This is a genomic window from Bradyrhizobium sp. 604_D8_N2_3, from assembly GCF_051810765.1.
In the GTDB taxonomy this organism is placed as follows: Bacteria; Pseudomonadota; Alphaproteobacteria; order Rhizobiales; family Xanthobacteraceae; genus Bradyrhizobium; species Bradyrhizobium barranii.
Genome location: NZ_JBPWPM010000001.1, coordinates 8,119,467 through 8,136,219, shown reverse-complemented (window position 1 = coordinate 8,136,219; position 16,753 = coordinate 8,119,467). Strand labels below are relative to the sequence as shown.

General features: G+C 65.6%; 13 protein-coding genes. 7 read left to right on the top strand and 6 right to left on the bottom strand.

Annotation, left to right across the window (positions count from 1 at the left end):
• Window positions 1–54: 54 nt before the first annotated feature.
• The gene (locus tag AB7245_RS39040) at window positions 55–2,379 is read left to right on the top strand and encodes a xanthine dehydrogenase family protein molybdopterin-binding subunit (protein ID WP_085399809.1); all 2,325 of its coding nucleotides are present in this window, start codon (window positions 55–57) and stop codon (window positions 2,377–2,379) included.
• A 238-nt stretch (window positions 2,380–2,617) separates the two neighbouring features.
• Here the strand turns inward: AB7245_RS39040 and AB7245_RS39035 are convergent, their stop codons facing one another.
• The 3 genes from AB7245_RS39035 to AB7245_RS39025 are packed head-to-tail and all read right to left on the bottom strand — an operon-like array spanning window position 2,618 to window position 5,828.
• Window positions 2,618–3,814 (bottom strand): acyl-CoA dehydrogenase family protein, encoded by a 1,197-nt coding sequence (locus AB7245_RS39035; protein ID WP_085399810.1) that lies wholly within the window; start codon window positions 3,812–3,814, stop codon window positions 2,618–2,620.
• A 15-nt stretch (window positions 3,815–3,829) separates the two neighbouring features.
• Window positions 3,830–4,969 carry an acyl-CoA dehydrogenase family protein gene (locus AB7245_RS39030; RefSeq protein ID WP_085399811.1) on the bottom strand — a complete coding sequence of 380 codons (1,140 nt, stop codon included), beginning with the start codon at window positions 4,967–4,969 and terminating at the stop codon, window positions 3,830–3,832.
• Between the two features lie 4 nt (window positions 4,970–4,973).
• Window positions 4,974–5,828: an enoyl-CoA hydratase gene (locus AB7245_RS39025; protein ID WP_085399812.1), complete on the bottom strand. Its 855-nt coding sequence runs from the start codon at window positions 5,826–5,828 to the stop codon at window positions 4,974–4,976.
• Between the two features lie 171 nt (window positions 5,829–5,999).
• On the opposite strand from AB7245_RS39025, the gene AB7245_RS39020 reads away from it, so the two are divergent.
• The 6 genes from AB7245_RS39020 (at window position 6,000) to AB7245_RS38995 (ending at window position 11,349) form a co-directional block, all read left to right on the top strand.
• Window positions 6,000–6,608, top strand: a complete 609-nt coding sequence (locus tag AB7245_RS39020; RefSeq protein ID WP_063985447.1) for a LemA family protein — start codon at window positions 6,000–6,002, stop codon at window positions 6,606–6,608.
• Window positions 6,609–6,746: 138 nt separating this feature from the next.
• Window positions 6,747–7,643 carry a TPM domain-containing protein gene (locus tag AB7245_RS39015; RefSeq protein ID WP_085399813.1) on the top strand — a complete coding sequence of 299 codons (897 nt, stop codon included), beginning with the start codon at window positions 6,747–6,749 and terminating at the stop codon, window positions 7,641–7,643.
• Between the two features lie 5 nt (window positions 7,644–7,648).
• Complete coding sequence (locus tag AB7245_RS39010; RefSeq protein ID WP_085399814.1) at window positions 7,649–8,146, top strand: TPM domain-containing protein; 498 nt, start codon at window positions 7,649–7,651, stop codon at window positions 8,144–8,146.
• Between the two features lie 351 nt (window positions 8,147–8,497).
• Entirely contained in the window at window positions 8,498–9,457 is a 960-nt protein-coding gene (locus tag AB7245_RS39005) for a hypothetical protein (RefSeq protein WP_085399816.1), read from the top strand.
• A 93-nt stretch (window positions 9,458–9,550) separates the two neighbouring features.
• Complete coding sequence (locus AB7245_RS39000; RefSeq protein WP_135215200.1) at window positions 9,551–11,101, top strand: hypothetical protein; 1,551 nt, start codon at window positions 9,551–9,553, stop codon at window positions 11,099–11,101.
• 80 nt (window positions 11,102–11,181) lie between these two features.
• A complete protein-coding gene (locus AB7245_RS38995; protein ID WP_014492272.1) occupies window positions 11,182–11,349 on the top strand; it encodes a hypothetical protein in 168 nt (55 codons plus the stop codon).
• Between the two features lie 11 nt (window positions 11,350–11,360).
• Here the strand turns inward: AB7245_RS38995 and AB7245_RS38990 are convergent, their stop codons facing one another.
• The 3 genes from AB7245_RS38990 to putA all read right to left on the bottom strand — a co-directional run bounded on the left by AB7245_RS38990 (window position 11,361) and on the right by putA (window position 16,671).
• On the bottom strand, window positions 11,361–12,008 hold the full coding sequence (locus AB7245_RS38990) for a glutathione S-transferase family protein (RefSeq protein ID WP_085399818.1): 648 nt from the start codon (window positions 12,006–12,008) through the stop codon (window positions 11,361–11,363).
• A 341-nt stretch (window positions 12,009–12,349) separates the two neighbouring features.
• Window positions 12,350–13,555 (bottom strand): CaiB/BaiF CoA transferase family protein, encoded by a 1,206-nt coding sequence (locus AB7245_RS38985; protein WP_085399819.1) that lies wholly within the window; start codon window positions 13,553–13,555, stop codon window positions 12,350–12,352.
• A gap of 116 nt (window positions 13,556–13,671) precedes the next feature.
• Window positions 13,672–16,671: a bifunctional proline dehydrogenase/L-glutamate gamma-semialdehyde dehydrogenase PutA gene (gene putA, locus AB7245_RS38980; RefSeq protein ID WP_085399820.1), complete on the bottom strand. Its 3,000-nt coding sequence runs from the start codon at window positions 16,669–16,671 to the stop codon at window positions 13,672–13,674.
• Between the last annotated feature and the right edge of the window lie 82 nt (window positions 16,672–16,753).

The window sequence follows — 16,753 nt, the reverse complement described above, 5'->3', positions numbered from 1 at the left end:
CGATCCGCTAAAAGGCGGCCCGCAGTTTCGAAAAGACCCTGAGGACCCCACGGAATGAACATTCTTCCCGGCAATTTGCGTTTCGGAGCGGGCCAGCCCGTCAAGCGTTTGGAAGACCAGCGGCTGCTCACCGGGAAGGGTCAGTTCATCGACGACAAGCCGGAGGAGGGCGCGCTGTGGTTGCATGTGCTGCGCTCGCCGCATGCGCACGCGAAGATCGTCGCGATCGACACCAGCGCCGCGGCATCGATGCCGGGCGTCACCGCGGTCTACACCGGCGCTGATCTCGTCAAGGACGATATCGGCACCATTCCGACCCTGAGCATCTTCAAGCGCCCCGACGGCAAGCCGATGACGGTGCCGCCGCGCCGCCTGCTCGCCCATGAGATCGTCCGCTATGCCGGCGAAGCCGTGGCCGCAGTGGTGGCCGCCTCGCGTGCCGAGGCGCAGAGCGCGGCCGAAGCGATCGTGATCGAATACGACGTGCAGCCCGCGGTGGTCGATCCGGTCGAAGCGGTCAAGCCCGGCGCGCCCGTGGTGTGGCCCGAGGCGCCCGACAACATCGTCGGTGCGATGAGCTATGGCGATGCCGCCAAGGCGGACGAGGCATTCGCCAAGGCCGCGCATACGGTCGAGCTCGACATCGTCAGCCAGCGTCTGGTGCCCTCCGCGATGGAGCCGCGCTCGACCATTGCCGAGATCGACAAGAAGACCGGCCGCCTCCTCCTGCATGTGCAGTCGCAGACGCCGGCCTCGACCCGCGACGTGCTGGCGGAAGCCGTGCTCAAGCGACCCAAGGACAGCGTCCGCGTGCTGGTCGGCGACATCGGCGGCGGCTTTGGTCAGAAGACCAACCTCTATCCGGAAGACGGCATCGTCGCCTATGCCGCGACCAAGCTGAACCGGAAGATCCGCTGGCGCGGCGACCGCACCGACGAATTCGTCGGCGGTACCCATGGCCGCGATCTCACCTCGACGGCATCCTTCGCGCTCGACGAGAAGGGCAAGGTGCTGGCCTATCGCGTCAAGTCGATCGGCTGCACCGGCGCGTACTCGTCGGGTGCGGCGAACATCATCCCGCTGGTGCTCGGGCCGTTCGTGCAGACCGGCGTCTACGATCTGCCGCTGGTGCATTTCGAGGTGCAGTCGGTGATGACTCACACCGCGCCGGTCGGCGCCTATCGCGGCGCGGGCCGGCCCGAAGCGGTGTTCATCGTCGAGCGCCTGTTCGACGCCGCCGCGCGAAAAATCGGCATGGATCCGCGTGCGATCCGGAAAGCGAACTACATCAAGCCGGCGCAGCTGCCCTACACCAACGCCGCGGGTCAGGTTTACGATTCCGGCGCCTTCGCCCACCTGCTCGATCGCGCCGTGAAGTTGGCCGATTGGGACGGCTTTGCCGCGCGCAAGAAGGCGGCGAAGAAGAAGGGCCTGCTCTACGGCCGCGGGCTCACCTCCTACATCGAATGGACCGGCGGCCGCGCGCATACCGAGAAGGTCAGCCTGCACGCGACCTCGCAGGGCCGCGTCGTGCTGCATTCCGGCACCATGGCGATGGGGCAGGGGCTGCAGACCACGTACACCCAGATGATCTCCGACACGCTCGGCATTGCCATGGACAAGATCGACGTCGTCCAGGGCGACACGGATCTTGCGATGGGCTTCGGCAGCGTCGGCTCGCGCTCGCTGTTCGTCGGCGGCACGGCCGTGGCAGTTTCCTCCAACGACCTGATTCAGAAGGCGCGTGAGAAGGCGGCCAACGTGCTGGAGACCTCGGTCGAGGACATCGAATATCAGGGCGGCATGCTCACCGTGGTCGGCACCGACCGCCGCATCAGCCTGTTCGATCTCGCCGAGAAGGAGGGCGGCGCCAAGCTCAGCGTCGATTCCGAAGGAGAGGTCGATGGCCCGAGCTGGCCGAACGGCACGCATATCTGCGAGGTCGAGATCGATCCGGAGACCGGCGTGTCCAAGGTCGTGCGCTACACCACCGTCGACGACGTCGGCGTTGCCGTGAACCCGATGCTGGTCACCGGCCAGATCCATGGCGGCGTCGCGCAGGGCATTGGACAAGCGCTGTACGAGGGCGTGTCCTACGATGAGGACGGCCAGCTCCTCACCGCGAGCTACCAGGACTATTGCATCCCCCGTGCTGACGACGTTCCGCCGATCGAGGTCACGCTCGACGACTCCGCGCCCTGCCGGACCAATCCGCTCGGCGCCAAGGGCTGCGGCGAATCCGGCGCCATCGGCGGCCCGCCCTGCGTCACCAACGGCGTGATGGACGCGCTCGCCGAGCTCGGCATCACCCAGCTGAACACGCCCCTGACGCCCCAGAAGATCTGGAAGGCGATCAAGGACGCGAAGGTGGCGGGTTAAGCGGGGCGCGTTGTTACGCCGGCTGTCGCCATACACCCAGCTGTCGTCCCGGGGCGCGCAACGCGCGAACCCGGGACCCATAACCACAGGAAGTGGTTTGGCGAAGACTCGTGGTGACCAGCTCGCGCCATAACCTCACCCTGTGGTTATGGGTCCCGGATCTGCGCTTCGCTTCGCTGCGCTTGTCCGGGACGACAGCGGAGAATGCCCCGCCAGCTCTGGCTAAATCCCCACGCCCTTAAATCCCCAGCATCATCTTCGCAATGATGTCGCGCTGGATCTCCGAGGTGCCGCCGAAGATCGTGTAGGCGCGGCCGTTGAGATATTCCGGGACCACCGTCAGCATCTCCTCAGGCGTCGCCGGCGCATGGTTGAGCTTGTAGAGCGGGCGCATCGGCTCGACCGCGAGCGCGTCGTGACCGATCACGTCGACCCCCAGCCGCGTCACGGCCTGCCTGATCTCGCTGTTGCGCAGCTTCAGGATCGACGACACCGCGCCGGGATTTTGCCCGGTCTGAAGTGCGGAGAGCACGCGCAGCTCGGTCATCTCCAGCGCGTCGATATCGATTTCGACCTCCGAGATGCGCGTCGCGATATCCGGGCTGTCGATCGCGCGACCCGTCAGGTCCGACTCGGCCAGCTCCGCGATCGCCTTCAGACCCTCGCGCAATTTTGCCGAGGCGATGCCGGAGCCGCGCTCGAACTCGAGCAGATATTTGCCGTAGGTCCAGCCTTTGCCTTCGTCGCCGACGCGGTTGGCCACGGGCACGCGCACATCGTCAAAGAACACCTGGTTGACCTCGTGGTCGCCGCCGATGGTGAGGATGGGGCGCGTGGTGATGCCCGGCGTTGTCATGTCGATCAGGATGAAGCTGATGCCGTCTTGCTGCCGCGGTCCGTCGCTGGTGCGCACCAGCGCGAACATGCGGTTGGCGTGGTGGGCGTGCGTGGTCCAGATTTTTGTGCCGTTGATGATGTAGTCGTCGCCGTCGCGGACCGCGCGCGTCTTCAGCGACGAGAGATCGGAGCCGGAGCCCGGCTCGGAATAGCCCTGGCACCAATAGTCTTCGCCGGAGAGGATGCGTGGCAAATAAAAATTCTTCTGCTCGGGCGAGCCGAAGCCGATGATGACGGGCCCGACCATCTTCACGCCCATCACGTTGACATTGGGCACGCCGGCGCGTGCGGATTCAGTCTCGAAAATCCAACGCTGCGCCGGCGTCCAGTCCGGACCGCCATATTCGACCGGCCAGCCCGGTGCGCCCCAGCCCTGCCGGTGCAGCGCGCGCTGCCACGCCATGCCGATATCAGGGTCGGAGAACACCGACGGCGTCAGCGCGGTTGCGCGCTTCATCTCTTCGGTGAGGTTTTTTGCAATGAAGCCGCGCACCTCGTCCTGGAAGGCGCGCTCCTCGGTGTTGAACGAGAGGTCCATGATGCGCTCCTTGTGTCAGGCCGTGCGGCCGAGCTGGGCGTGGCGGCTGTAATGGTGCGCGCTGCCGCCGAACAGCGTGTCGAAGGCGACCAGCCGCTTGAAATAGGCGCCGACCTCGAGCTCCTCGGTGACGCCCATGCCGCCATGAAGCTGGATCGACTGCTCGCCGACGAAGCGCGCGCATTTGCCGATCTTCGCTTTCGCACCGGAGGCAGCGCGGGCGCGCTCGACCGGCGAGCTATCGACCTTCAACGCGGCGCGCAGCGCCATCGAGCGCGCCTCATCGACCTGCATCGCCATGTCGGCGAGGCGGTGGCGGATCACCTGGTTGGCGGAGAGCGGCCGGCCGAACTGCTTTCTGATCTTGGTGTATTCCAGCGTTGTGTCGAGCAGCGTCTGCATGATGCCGACGGCTTCGGCACCGAGCGCAGCCATGGCGCGGTCAACGGCCCATTCGATCGCGGGCAGGGCGTCGTGTCCGTCGCCGAGCAGGGCATCCTCCGGCAGCTCGACGCCGGACAGCTCGATATTGCAGGCCCGTCCGCCGCCGAGACGTTCATAGTCGGTGATGACGACGCTGGGCGTCTTCGCCGGCACCAGGAACAGGCCGATCCGTCCCGAAGGTCCCTTGTGATCGTGGATATGCGCGGAGACGATGATCTCGTCGGCGGCGAGGCCGTCGAGCACCGCGATCTTGCTGCCGGCAACGCGCCAGCCTTGCGCCGTCTTGTGGGCGACGGTCGCGACTATTGCGAGATCGAACCGCGCCGCGCGCTCGGAATGGGCGAAGGCGAGTTTCAGTGATCCGTCCGCGACCTTCGGCAGCCGCGCCTGCTTCTGCGCGGTGCTGCCGCATTTGTCGATCAGCGAGGCTCCAAGCACCACCGTTGCAACATACGGCTCCGACACCAGCCCGCGACCAAAGGCTTCCATCAGAATGCCGATCTCGACCGCGCCGCCGCCGAGCCCCTCAAACTCTTCGGGAATCGGCAGCGCCAGCCAGCCAAGCTCGGCGAACTGCTTCCAGACCGCTGGGCTGAAGCCGAGCGGGTCGTTCGCCATCTTGCGGCGGTGATCGGCATCGTAGCTCTCGGCCACGAAGCGCTCCGCGCTTTCGCGCAGCAGCCGTTGCTCGTCACTCAGGTTGAGGTCCATGTCGTTACTCCGCGGCCGCCGGCGGCTTGCGCACGGAGGGATGCAGTCCTGATGGATCGACCACCATGCCGAACTGCTGAAGGTTATGGGCGTGACAGAGCTGATGCAGCGCAAAGGCCTGGTCGATCGCGGCGGGCTGGCCCATCACATCGACCGAGCGATTCACGGCTTCCTTGGTCAGCTTCAGCGCGAAGGACGGCTTTGAGGCGATCCGGCGCGCCAGCTCCAGCACCGACGCTGAAAGCTCCGCGCGCGGCACGACCCGGTTGACCATGCCGAGCTGATGCGCCTCCTGCGCACTCCATGCGTCGGCGGTGAACAGGAATTCCTTGGCCTTGCGCGGGCCGAGCTCCCAGGGATGCACGAACCATTCGACCCCGCAGACGCCCATGGTCACCACGGGATCGCAGAACTGAGCATCGTCGCTGGCGACGATGAGGTCGCAGGCCCAGGCCAGCATCAACCCGCCGGCGATGCACTTGCCGTGCACCTCGGCAATGGTCGGCTTGGCCAGGTTGCGCCAGCGCCGCGTGATCTGGAGATATATTTCCTGCTCGCGCGCGAAGCGGCCATGCGCGTTCGCCTCCGCAAAGCCACCCCAATTTCCGATCGGCGGAAAATCGACGCCTGCGGCGTTCTTGCCGCCGGGGCGCAGATCGTGGCCCGATGAGAAATGCGGCCCGTTGCCGGCGAGGATGATGACCTTGAGCGCGTCGTCCTGCACCGCCTCGTCGAAGGCGGCGTTGAGGTCGTAGGTCATCTGCAGGTTCTGCGCGTTGCGCGCCTCGGGCCGGTTCATCACGATCCGGGCAATCGCCGGCTCGGGCCTCTCCACGAGGATGGTCTCGAACGAGCTCATCGCGTTCCCCTTGGCGTTTCCGTTCTTGTTTTGCTCAAGTTGACTATGTCGGCCAGGGATAGGCAAGGGGCTTGCGTCAGGCGGTTGCTTTTCGCGCCGCCGGCACAAGATGTCTGGCACCGCGCGCGTTCAATCTGATAGTTTACGCCAGATTTCACCGGGAGGAATTTGATGCGCAAGATCCTGACCGTGCTGGCGGCTCTGGCCTCGCTGAGCCTGACCAATTGCGGCTACAACGCGATCCAGAGCGAGGACGAGCAGATCAAGGGCAACTGGTCCGAGGTCGTGAACCAGTATCAGCGCCGCGCCGATCTCGTGCCCAATCTCGTCAACTCGGTAAAGGGCTTTGCGCAGCAGGAGAAGGACGTGCTGCTCGGCGTCACTAATGCGCGCGCCAAGGTCGGCAGCATCCAGGCGACGCCTGAGGTGCTGAACGACCCCGCCGCCTTCCAGAAGTTCCAGGCCGCCCAGGGCGAGCTCTCCAGCGCGCTGTCACGTCTCTTGGTCGTCACCGAGAACTATCCGCAGCTCAAGTCCGATGCGCTGTTCAAGGATTTGATGTCGCAGCTCGAAGGCACCGAGAACCGCATCACGGTCGCGCGCAACCGCTACATCAAGGCGGTGCAGGACTATAACGTCACCATTCGCTCCTTCCCGAGCAACCTCACCGCAATGATGTTCGGCTACAAGGAGAAGCCGAATTTCGCGGTCGAGAACGAAAAGGAGATCTCGACCGCGCCGAAGGTCGATTTCAATCCGGCGCCTGCGCCGTCGAAGTAGCTGCGCGCCGTTTTGCGAATGCGCCCAGCCCCACCCACCGCCGTCATTCCCCGCGAAGGCGGGGAATCCAGTACGCCGCGGCTCCTCCGTAGTCCTCTGGCGTCTCTGGAATACTGGATCGCCCGGTCAAGCCGGGCGATGACAGCGAGGTTGTGGCAAGCGATAGCCGTATTCGTACTCCTCCTCGCATTCAATTTCCCCGCCCTTGCCGACGTCGCCATCCCGCAACTCACCGGTCGCGTGGTCGATCAGACCGGCACGCTGTCGAGCGGCGACATCGCCGCGTTGTCGCAAAAGCTGCGTGATTTCGAGACGCGCAAGGGCAGCCAAATCGCCGTCCTGATCGTGCCGACGACCCAGCCGGAGACGATCGAGCAGTTCTCGATCCGCGTCGCCGACGCCTGGAAGGTCGGCCGCAAGAAGGTGGACGACGGCGCGATCCTCATCGTCGCCAAGAACGACCGGCACTTGCGCATCGAGGTCGGCTACGGTCTCGAGGGCGCGCTCACCGACGTCACCTCGCGGCGGATCATCGACGAGATCATCACGCCGAAATTCAGGACGGGCGATTTCGCCGGCGGCATTACTGATGGCGTCGATCGCATGATCCGCGTGATCGACGGCGAGCCGCTGCCGGTGCCTTCGCCGACTGTGAATTTCGGCAATCTGGACGATATTGCGCCGCTGTTCATCGTGACGCTGTTCGCCTCGATCGGGGTTGGCGGCTTCTTCCGGGCCATGCTGGGCCGGCTGCTTGGCTCATTGGCGACCGGCGGCATCATCGCGGCGCTGACCTGGCTCATTCTCGGATCCTTCGCAATCGCGCTCGCGCTCGGAGCGCTGGGCTTCGTCATCGGCTTCATCGCCGATCTGTTTGCGGCGATGGCGCCAGCCACGAGATCGTCGCGCGGCGGCTCGTGGTCGAGCGGCTCCTCGGGAGGTGGCTGGAGCAGCGGCTCGTCGTCCAGCGACAGCGGCGGTTTCAGCGGCGGCGGTGGCAGTTTTGGCGGCGGCGGCGCCTCGGGGAGCTGGTAGCGGTCATGGGCATCAAGCGCATTGCCAGACATCTCGTGCAGCATCATTGGCGGGCGAAGCAAATCTTTCCGCCAAAGGTGCTCGCCCGCATCGAGCAGGCGATCAAGCAGGGTGAGAGCACGCATTCCGGCCAGGTCCGCTTCGTCGTCGAAGGCGCGCTCGACGGGCGACCGCTGATCCGCAACCAGCCGGCCCGCGAGCGCGCGCTCGACGTGTTTTCGCATCTGCGTATCTGGGACACCGCGCACAACAACGGCGTCCTGATCTATCTCCTGCTCGCCGATCGCGACGTCGAGATCGTGGCCGACCGCGGTATTCACGCGAAGGTCGGTGACGAGGGCTGGGAGAGCATCTGCCGCGCGATGGAGGCCGAGTTCGCCTCCGGCCAGTTCGAGCGCGGTGTGATCGGCGGCATCGCTGCGGTGTCGCGCGAGCTGGCGCGACATTTCCCACCGCAAGGCCCGCATGCGAACGAGCTGCCGGATGCGCCGGTGGTGATGTGACGGATAGTGATGTGGGCGGAGCGGTGACGTGAACGGAGTGGGCGCCGCCCACTCCGTCATTGCGAGGAGCTCTTGCGACGAAGCAATCCAGACTGCGGCCTTGGAAAGATGCTGGATTGCTTCGCTGCGCTCGCAATGACGGTGTGGAGGCAGCCATTCCGCGGCCGTTCATCTTCCCCCGCTTACAATTTGTTTCACGCCCGCCACACCGGTTCCACGTTCCCGGCCCAATTCGGCCCCGGATGACTTCCTAAAATTTCGGTAAGCGGGTCCCGAAGTAAGGATTTCGCAAGCAATGAAAGTTACCAAAAGGTCAATCCAGAGTGGAGTATTCGAACTGTGAGCGAACCAATGGCTGAGCAGGCTGCCCAGGATACGAGCGTCGTGGAAGCTTCGACCGCGCCGCAGGCCGTCGAGGCTGCCGGCATCGAGGCCCCCTCGATCGCCCCCGACCATGAGTCGCCGCCCAAGCCCGATCCAGTCAAGGCAGAGGCCCCGAAGGTCGAGCCGCCCCGGATCGAAGTGCCGAAGTTCGAGACCAAGCCGGAGCCGAAGCCCGGCAAGCTCATCGTCATGGCACCGTCGGAGCGCTCGTGGGAGCGCGAGGAGTTTGCCCCGCATGTGAAGGCGGACGAGTCGCGCGAGACCGGCGACAAGCGCCGCCTGTCGGCGATGGCCGCGGTGGTGGCGATTGCGGCCAGCGTCGGCGCCATCAGCGGCGCGCTCGCGACCGCCGGCATGATGCATTTCGCAGCCCCGGCCCCCGCGCCGGCGCAGGTCGCCGACACCAGCGCGCTGGAATCCTCGGTTGCCAGGATCGATGCCGATGTCGTCGCACTGAAGGCGAATGTCGAGCACACCTCCAAGACTGGCCTCAGCCAGTTCAATCGCGCCAATGACCGCCTCGACAAGCTCGAGAAGGCCCAGGCCGAGCCGATGGCCAAAATCGCAAAGCTGTCCGAGACCGTCGACAAGCTCCGCGCCACGCCGCCCGCGGCCCCCGCGCAGGCCGCGGCAGCCGCCGCGAAGGAGACCACCGGCTCGATCGCGCCGACCCAGGTTGCGACCGCCGCCGCCGCACCGGTTCCGGCCCCAGCCGCGCCCAAGACCGAGGTCGGCCGGTTGCCGACGATCGACGGCTGGGTGCTGCGCGACGTCGCCAATGGCGGCGCACTGATCGAGGGCCGCGGAGGCCTCTACGAGGTCTATGCCGGTGACCCGATCCCCGGAATTGGCCGCGTCGATGCGATCCGCCGTCAGGACGGCCGCTGGGTCGTCGTCACCAGCAAGGGCCTGATCGTCGCACGCTGAGCGTTCGATATCCGCTCTTCAAAGAGGCGCTTCACCACCATGTGAGGCGCCTTTTGACTTGAATAGGCCGGCTTACGCGGTGTTACTGAAGGCATGAGCCGCGCGTTGCGAATTCTCTTTGCTGCCGCCGTCTTGCTTGGCGGAACTGTTTCGCTTTTCGCAGCGGAGAACGCGCCGTTGACGCGCGGCACGGCGATCATCGATCCCGATCTGCTCCGCAAGCTCGACCAGAACGATTCGCTTACGATCTTGCGCCTGCTATGGCCGGAGCGGAACGCAAACGTTCCGCTGACGACCGATTTGCTGTTCTCGTCGCTGTCGCAGCTCAAGGGAATTCCACCCGCGATCGACGCGGAGTTCGACCACTACATCATCCGGCAGAAGGCGGCGTACCCGACCGAAACCATCGGCGTCGGCGAAGGCTTTGACGTGCAGCTGTTCGATCGGGCCAATCTCAAATCCCGCGACACCCGCTTCGTGCTGGCGGGCATCGTCAATCGCATGGACCGCGCCTATGTCTCGGAGGAGGCGTGCGGCGAGATCAGGCTGATTTATCGGCTGGTGCGTTTCGAGAGTAAGCCGGAAGGTGGCAAGACCGCGACGCGCCTGCCGATGACGTTCAATCTGGTGATGAAGGCACGCGATGCGCGCCAGACCGATGCGAACGGAAAGCCTGTTACCTGTGCCGAGGTCGCGCGGCGCTGGCTCGACAATGGCGACTGGCAGGGGCTGATCGGCGGCGGCATCTCTCCTTCCGACGCCATGCTCGATCGCATCGAGACCAATATCCAGATCTCGATCGCGCCGAAATCGGCATTGCACGATTTCCGTTCCGACTATCTGCTCAAGGTGTTCAAATATAACCCCGCGACGAAGACGTTCGAGGAATCGACGCTGGAGAACCAGATCGACCGCGACCGCATCCTCGCCGACAACGATCTTCGACGTGATTTCAAAGCCTGGCTGCTCGCGCCGGAAAATCTCCGCGAGTTCGATCGCGGCACAGTGCTGATCCCCGAGACATTCCTGGCCAAGGCCGCGGTGGTGCCGACGCCGGCGGGCCTTGACGCTTCGCCGTTGCAGCCGGAGTTCGGCATGGTGCAAGGGGAGGACAGGGACAGCAACAAGGGCGAGCCGGTCTTCACCGACAACGACGTGGTCGGCGCGCTGAAGCAGGCGGCGGCGCGTGGCATCGACATGCAGAACATCCGCTCGGTCGCGGGCTTCCAGCGCCGCCTCAACGACGTCACCTGCGCCGGCTGCCACCAGACCCGCGGCATCGGCGGCTTCCATTTTCCGGGCGTCGATTGGCTGGCGGACAAACCGTCGAACTCCACCATCGTGCCGGCCTCGCCGCATTTCTTCGGCGACCAGGTTCGCCGCCGCGACATCCTGACCGCATTCGCCGCGGGAAAACGCCCTGATTTCTCACGCGGATTTGCCAGCCGGCCGCAGACCCGCGGCAGCGGCGAGCTGGCCGGCACCGAATATCAGGATGGTTGGGGTGCCCATTGTGCCCTGCAAAATGCGGGATCGGGAACGCCGGATAAGAGTTTTACGTCATGGAGCTGTGCTAAAGGTCTCACCTGTCAGGCTGCCGCGGCATCGAGCCGCATCGGCATGTGCTTCATCAAGACGCGTTAGCGCGTGATCCGAAAAAGTGTGTAGCGGTTTTTCGAAAAGGTCACGCGCCAGATAAAACCAGCAACCGGTTTGGATGACCCATGACTGAGACCAGCGACGCCGACAAGGAGCGCAATCGCGAGATCGCGCGCAATGAGGAAGCCAAGCAGGTCACCGGCAGCATCCGCGTCAGCACCTGGGCGGTCGCGGTGGTCGTCATCGTCGGCGGGATTCTGTTCACGCTGGGCTGGCTGGCACTGCGGGGTTAGTGCCAGCGCCCTCACTTCGCGTAATTCGTCATCCGCTTGCCGGGCAAGAGTTCATAGGCCGGCTTCCAGCCGGGCAGGGTGGCCATGCGGCCGAGCCAGGCGTGGACGGCAGGATGGCTCGCCGCGAAATCAAAACCGTGCTCGTCGCTCGGATAGTGCAGGTAGGCCATCATCGAGATATCGGCGACCGTCGGCCTCGCCCCGATCGCAAAGGCATTGTGCTGGAGATGTCCGTCGAGAATGCCGAGGAAGTCCTCGAGCCGCCGGCGAAAATGCTTCAGCACCTGCGGATCGTTTTTCTCAGTGAACGCCCGCATGAAGCGATAGGTCGCCATGTAGCCGGTGAGCTTGTGGTTGTCCCAGAACAGCCAGCGCAGCAGCTCGAACTTCTCGTCCTCGGTCTCGGCACCGAAACGGCCGTACTGCCCGGCAAGCTTCAGCAGCAAGGGCGCGGTCTGTGTCATCTTCACGCCGTCGACCTCGAGCACGGGAATCTCGCCCATCGCGTTCACGGCCTTGCGCCATTCCGCCGTGCGCGTGACGCCACCACCGAAATCGGTCCACACCGGCTCGAACCTCTCGCCGCAAAGCGTCAGCATCAGCGCCAGCTTGTAGCTGTTGCCGGACTCCGGGAAGTAGTGCAGGCGATATTTGGGCATGAGGGCCTCACGAGACGCGATGTTGTCGTGAGTTTATAGCGAGATCGTCCCACGCCGTCATTGCGAGCGCAGCGAAGCAATCCAGCAATGCATCCGCGGTGGGATTCTGGATTGCTTCGCTGCGCTCGCAATGACGTCGTCTGTGACGACGAGCTACCTCCCCAACGTCGTCCCGGACAAGCGCGGCGAAGCGGAGCGCAGATCCGGGACCCATAACCACAGGAAGGTGTTTGGCGAAGACTCGGAGTTGGCAGCTCGTGTCACAACCACTCCCTGTGGTTATGGGTCCCGGGCTCGCGCCTTGCGCGCCCCGGGACGACAGGGGAGTTTGTGGCGCCGCCCTACCCCACCGCGCCTGACGACCGCAGCTGCTTGATTGCCTTCTCGTCGTATCCCGCCCCGCGCAAAATCTCGTCACTGTGCTCGCCGACGGCCGGCGGCTTGCGCGGCTGGACCTTCTTGGCGCCGTCGATCCAGATCGGGCTGGAGATGGTGAGCATGGTGTCGTTCTCGAACGGCACCAGCACCTCGTTGTCGAGCATCTGCTTGTCGTTGGGGATGTCGTCGAGAATGCCGACGATGCCGAACACCAGTCCGTTGCCGTCGAGGATCCTGCGCCACTCGGCGAGATCCCTGGTGGCAAACGTCTCGTCAAAAATCTTGATCAGCTCGACCGAGCGGGCGTGGCGGTCAGCCTTGGTGGCAAAGCGCGGATCGGTGATCAGGTCTTCGCGTCCCAGGCATTTGGCGAGCGTCGGAAACTGCTTCTCCTCGCTCAGCAGCGACAGGATCAGCCAGCGGCCGTCCTTGCACTGGTAGTGGTTGGCGACCGCATTCAGCGCGCGCTCGCGCGGCCGCCGCTCGGCGAACCTGGCGCCGCAGAGCTTGGCCTGCGCCAGCGTGCCCGCGGCCCACACCCCGTTCGCCATCAGATTGGAGGCGACATGCGAGCCCTTGCCGGTCTTCTCGCGCTGATACAGCGCGGTGACGATGGCGCCATAGAACGCCATGGCGCAGGGATGGTCGCCCATGCCGGCGACCGAGCGGGCCGGCGTCGTGTGGGTGTCGGCGCGGACGAGGTCCATCAGGCCGGAGCGCGCCCAATAGGCGTTGCTGTCGAAGCCGGGCTTGTTGGCCTCTTCGCCCTTCTCGCCATAGCCGGTGAACGAGGCGTAGATCAGCCGGTCGTTGAGATGGGCGAGGTGGTCATAGGTGATGCCGAGCTTGGCGCGCACCGGCGGCGGCATGTTGGTGATGAAGACGTCGGCCTCTTCGACCAGCTTGTAGAGCACGGCCTGCGCCTCCGGCTTAGAGAGGTCGAGCGCGATGCTCTTCTTGTTGCGGGCCTCCAGCAGCCAGGCGAAATTGTGCTCGCTGCTCGGATAGCCCGGAATGTTGGGCAGATTGCGGTAGGGGTCGCCGGCGCCGGGCGGCTCGATCTTGATGACGTCGGCGCCGAAATCCGACAGCACGGTCGCGGCCGCGGGCGCTGCGATGAAGCTCGCGCAGTCCAGAACCTTGAGCCCTGCAAAAATGCCCTTTTCCATCGCGGCGTAGCTCCCTCGCTCTTGTTGTTTCCCGCGCGCTGGAATTGGCGCAGATCAAGTCATGGCAGCATTAGACCGATGTTTCAGCGGGATGCAACGGCGCCAGGCGCAGGGCCTCACTCCTCCCCCGCAAGCAGCGCGGCATTGCCGCCGGCTGCCGCGGTGTTGATCGTCACGGTCTGCTCGGTCGCAAAGCGTGCGAGATAATGCGGGCCGCCCGCTTTCGGGCCGGTTCCGGACAGCCCGTTGCCGCCGAATGGCTGCACGCCGACCACGGCGCCGATCATGTTGCGGTTGACATAGATGTTGCCGACCTGCACGCGATCGATGATCGCCTCGATGGTGTCGTCGATCCGGGAGTGAATGCCGAGCGTGAGTCCATAGCCGCTGCGCTCGATCGCCTGCAGGACGCGGTCGAGGTTTTCCGCGCGATAGCGCACGACGTGCAGGATCGGTCCGAACACCTCCTCGGTGAGCTGGCCGGCGTCCTTGAGCTCGAAAATGTGCGGGGCGACGAAGCAGCCCTCGGGCGCAGTGCCGGCAAAGTGCAGCCGCGCCTCGCTCTTCATCCGCGCGATATGCGCATCGAGGCGCTGCTTGGCCTCGGCGTCGATCACCGGACCGACATGGGTCGCGACATCTGCGGGATCACCAATCCTGAGTTCGCGAGCAGCGCCCGCGATCATCTCGATCATGCGGTCGGCAACATCCTCCTGCACGAACAGCAGCCGCAGCGCCGAGCAGCGCTGGCCGGCGGAGCGGAAGGCCGAGGTCACGACGTCGTCGGCGACCTGCTCGGGCAGCGCGGTCGCATCCGCGATCATGGCGTTGATGCCGCCGGTCTCCGCGATCAGAGGCACGATGGGCCCGTCCTTGGCGGCGAGCGTCCGGTTGATCAGGCGCGCGACCTCGGTCGAGCCGGTGAAGACGACGCCGGCGATGTCGGCATGCGCGGTCAGCACGGCGCCGATGCGGCCGTCGCCGGTGACGAGATGCAGCGCGCTCTTGGGAATGCCGGCCTCGTGGAGCAGGGCTACGGCCTCGCGGGCGATGCGCGGCGTCTGCTCGGCCGGTTTTGCGACGACGCTGTTGCCGGCCATCAGCGCCGCCGTGACCTGGCCTAGGAAGATCGCCAGCGGAAAATTCCACGGCGAGATCGCGACGAAGGCGCCGCGCCCGCGCATGGCGAGCGCATTGCTCTCGCCGGTCGGGCCCGGCATGGCGGCATCAACGCCGAACAGCTTTCGACCCTGCGCGGCATAATAGCGGCAGAAGTCGGCGGCCTCGCGCAGCTCCGATAGCGCATCGTCCAGCGTCTTGCCGCCCTCGGCTTGCAGCAGCGCGATGAAATGGGCGCTCCGGCTCTCCAGAAGATGCGCGGCCTGCTCCAGTGCGGCCGCGCGCGTAGCCGCCGGCGTCCGGCTCCAGGCGGCAAAGCCGGCGCGCGCAGCAGTCACCGCCGCATTGGCTCGGTCCGGCGTTGCGTCGGCTATGGGCTTGAGGTCGGCTGCCTCGGCCTTCACGTCTGCCAGCAACCGGTCGAGGGCCGCGCGCGCGCCGAATTCGACGCCGCGCGAATTGCGCCGCTCCGGCGCGAACAGATCGCCCGGCAGCGGAATTCTGGGATGGGCCGCCGCTTGCGGCCGGACGATGGCATCGGCCGGACGCTGCAACAGCGCCACAACCGGCACGCGATAGTCGGCCGCCTGCGCCACGAACGACGAGTTGGCGCCGTTCTCCAGCAGCCGCCGCACCAGATAGGCGAGCAGGTCGCGGTGGCTGCCGACCGGGGCATAGGTACGATAAGCGATGTCGGGGTGATCCTTGGCGAGCTGTTCATAAAGCGCCTCGCCCATGCCGTGCAGGCGCTGGAATTCGAAGCCGCCACCATCTTGCGCAAGCTCCAGCACGGTCGCGACCGTCAGCGCGTTGTGGGTGGCGAATTGCGGGAAGATGCGCGGCCGCAGACTCAAAAGCTTCGAAGCGCAGGCGACGTAGTTCAGATCCGTCATCGCCTTGCGCGTGAACACGGGATAGCCGTCCAGCCCGCGCTCCTGCGCGCGCTTGATCTCGGTGTCCCAATAGGCGCCCTTGACCAGCCGCACCATCAGCTGGCGGTCATGCGCGCGCGCCAGCGCGTCGACATAGTCGATCACGGCGCTCGCGCGCTTCTGATAGGCCTGGATCGCCAGCCCAAAGCCGTCCCAGCCGCTGAGCGAGGGGTCGGCGAGCGTCGCCGCGATCACGTCGAGCGACAGCTCCAGCCGGTCGGCTTCCTCGGCATCGACGGTGAAGTTCAGATCATGGGCCTTGGCGCGCTGCGCCAGATCGAGCAGCTGCGGCACCAGCTCGGCCATCACGCGCGCGCGGCTGATCGCCTCGAAGCGCGGATGCAGCGCCGACAGCTTGACCGAGATGCCGGGACGGTCGGGCAGGGGATGGTTGCCGGCCGCCTTGCCAATGGTCAGAATCGCGCTCGCATAGGCGTCGAAATAGCGCCTGGCGTCCGCCGCGGTGCGCGCGCCTTCGCCGAGCATGTCGAAGGAGTAGCGCGTCTTTTGACCGGAGCGCGGACGGCCTCGCTCCAGCGCCTGCTCGATGGTCTCGCCCAGCACGAAATGGTTGCCCATCAGCCGCATCGCCTGGCGCGTGGCGGTGCGCACCGCCGGCGCGCCCAGCCGCTTCACCAGCCGGCCGATGGTGCCGTCGGGCGTCTCGCCGGGCTGGATCACCCGCGCCGAGAGGCCGAGCGCCCAGGCCGAGGCGTTGACCAGGAAGGCGGTGGACTTGGTCTCGTGGTGGATGAAGTCGCCCTCGCCGAGCTTGTCCTCGATGAACTGGTCGGCGGTGCGCGCGTCGGGCACGCGGAGCAGCGCCTCGGCTAGCACCATCAGGGCGAGCCCCTCCTTGGTCGAGAGCGCGAACTCCCGCAGCATGTCCTCGACACCGCCAAGCCGGTCGTCGCGCTTGCGGATCGCCTCGATCAGCCGCGTCGCGGTGCGGTCGATCCGCGCCTCCTGCGGCGGGCCGAGATGCGAAGCCGGCAAGAGCCGCGCGGCAATCTCGGCATCATCGGGCGCGTAGGGGGCGGTGAAGGGCGGCGGGATGTTCGGCATGGCGTGTCCTGTGGCTGAAATCCAGGATAAGGCCCGCTAGACCGTAGTTCGATAGACAAATTAGTCATTTTGCCTTAGGAAA

Coding starts and splice junctions, on each gene's coding strand:
- AB7245_RS39040 (WP_085399809.1), top strand. CDS start 55: ATGAACATTCTTCCCGGCAATTTGCGTTTCGGAGCGGGCCAGCCCGTC.
- AB7245_RS39035 (WP_085399810.1), bottom strand. CDS start 3,814: ATGGACCTCTCGTTCAACACCGAGGAGCGCGCCTTCCAGGACGAGGTG.
- AB7245_RS39030 (WP_085399811.1), bottom strand. CDS start 4,969: ATGGACCTCAACCTGAGTGACGAGCAACGGCTGCTGCGCGAAAGCGCG.
- AB7245_RS39025 (WP_085399812.1), bottom strand. CDS start 5,828: ATGAGCTCGTTCGAGACCATCCTCGTGGAGAGGCCCGAGCCGGCGATT.
- AB7245_RS39020 (WP_063985447.1), top strand. CDS start 6,000: ATGCGCAAGATCCTGACCGTGCTGGCGGCTCTGGCCTCGCTGAGCCTG.
- AB7245_RS39015 (WP_085399813.1), top strand. CDS start 6,747: ATGACAGCGAGGTTGTGGCAAGCGATAGCCGTATTCGTACTCCTCCTC.
- AB7245_RS39010 (WP_085399814.1), top strand. CDS start 7,649: ATGGGCATCAAGCGCATTGCCAGACATCTCGTGCAGCATCATTGGCGG.
- AB7245_RS39005 (WP_085399816.1), top strand. CDS start 8,498: ATGGCTGAGCAGGCTGCCCAGGATACGAGCGTCGTGGAAGCTTCGACC.
- AB7245_RS39000 (WP_135215200.1), top strand. CDS start 9,551: ATGAGCCGCGCGTTGCGAATTCTCTTTGCTGCCGCCGTCTTGCTTGGC.
- AB7245_RS38995 (WP_014492272.1), top strand. CDS start 11,182: ATGACTGAGACCAGCGACGCCGACAAGGAGCGCAATCGCGAGATCGCG.
- AB7245_RS38990 (WP_085399818.1), bottom strand. CDS start 12,008: ATGCCCAAATATCGCCTGCACTACTTCCCGGAGTCCGGCAACAGCTAC.
- AB7245_RS38985 (WP_085399819.1), bottom strand. CDS start 13,555: ATGGAAAAGGGCATTTTTGCAGGGCTCAAGGTTCTGGACTGCGCGAGC.
- putA (WP_085399820.1), bottom strand. CDS start 16,671: ATGCCGAACATCCCGCCGCCCTTCACCGCCCCCTACGCGCCCGATGAT.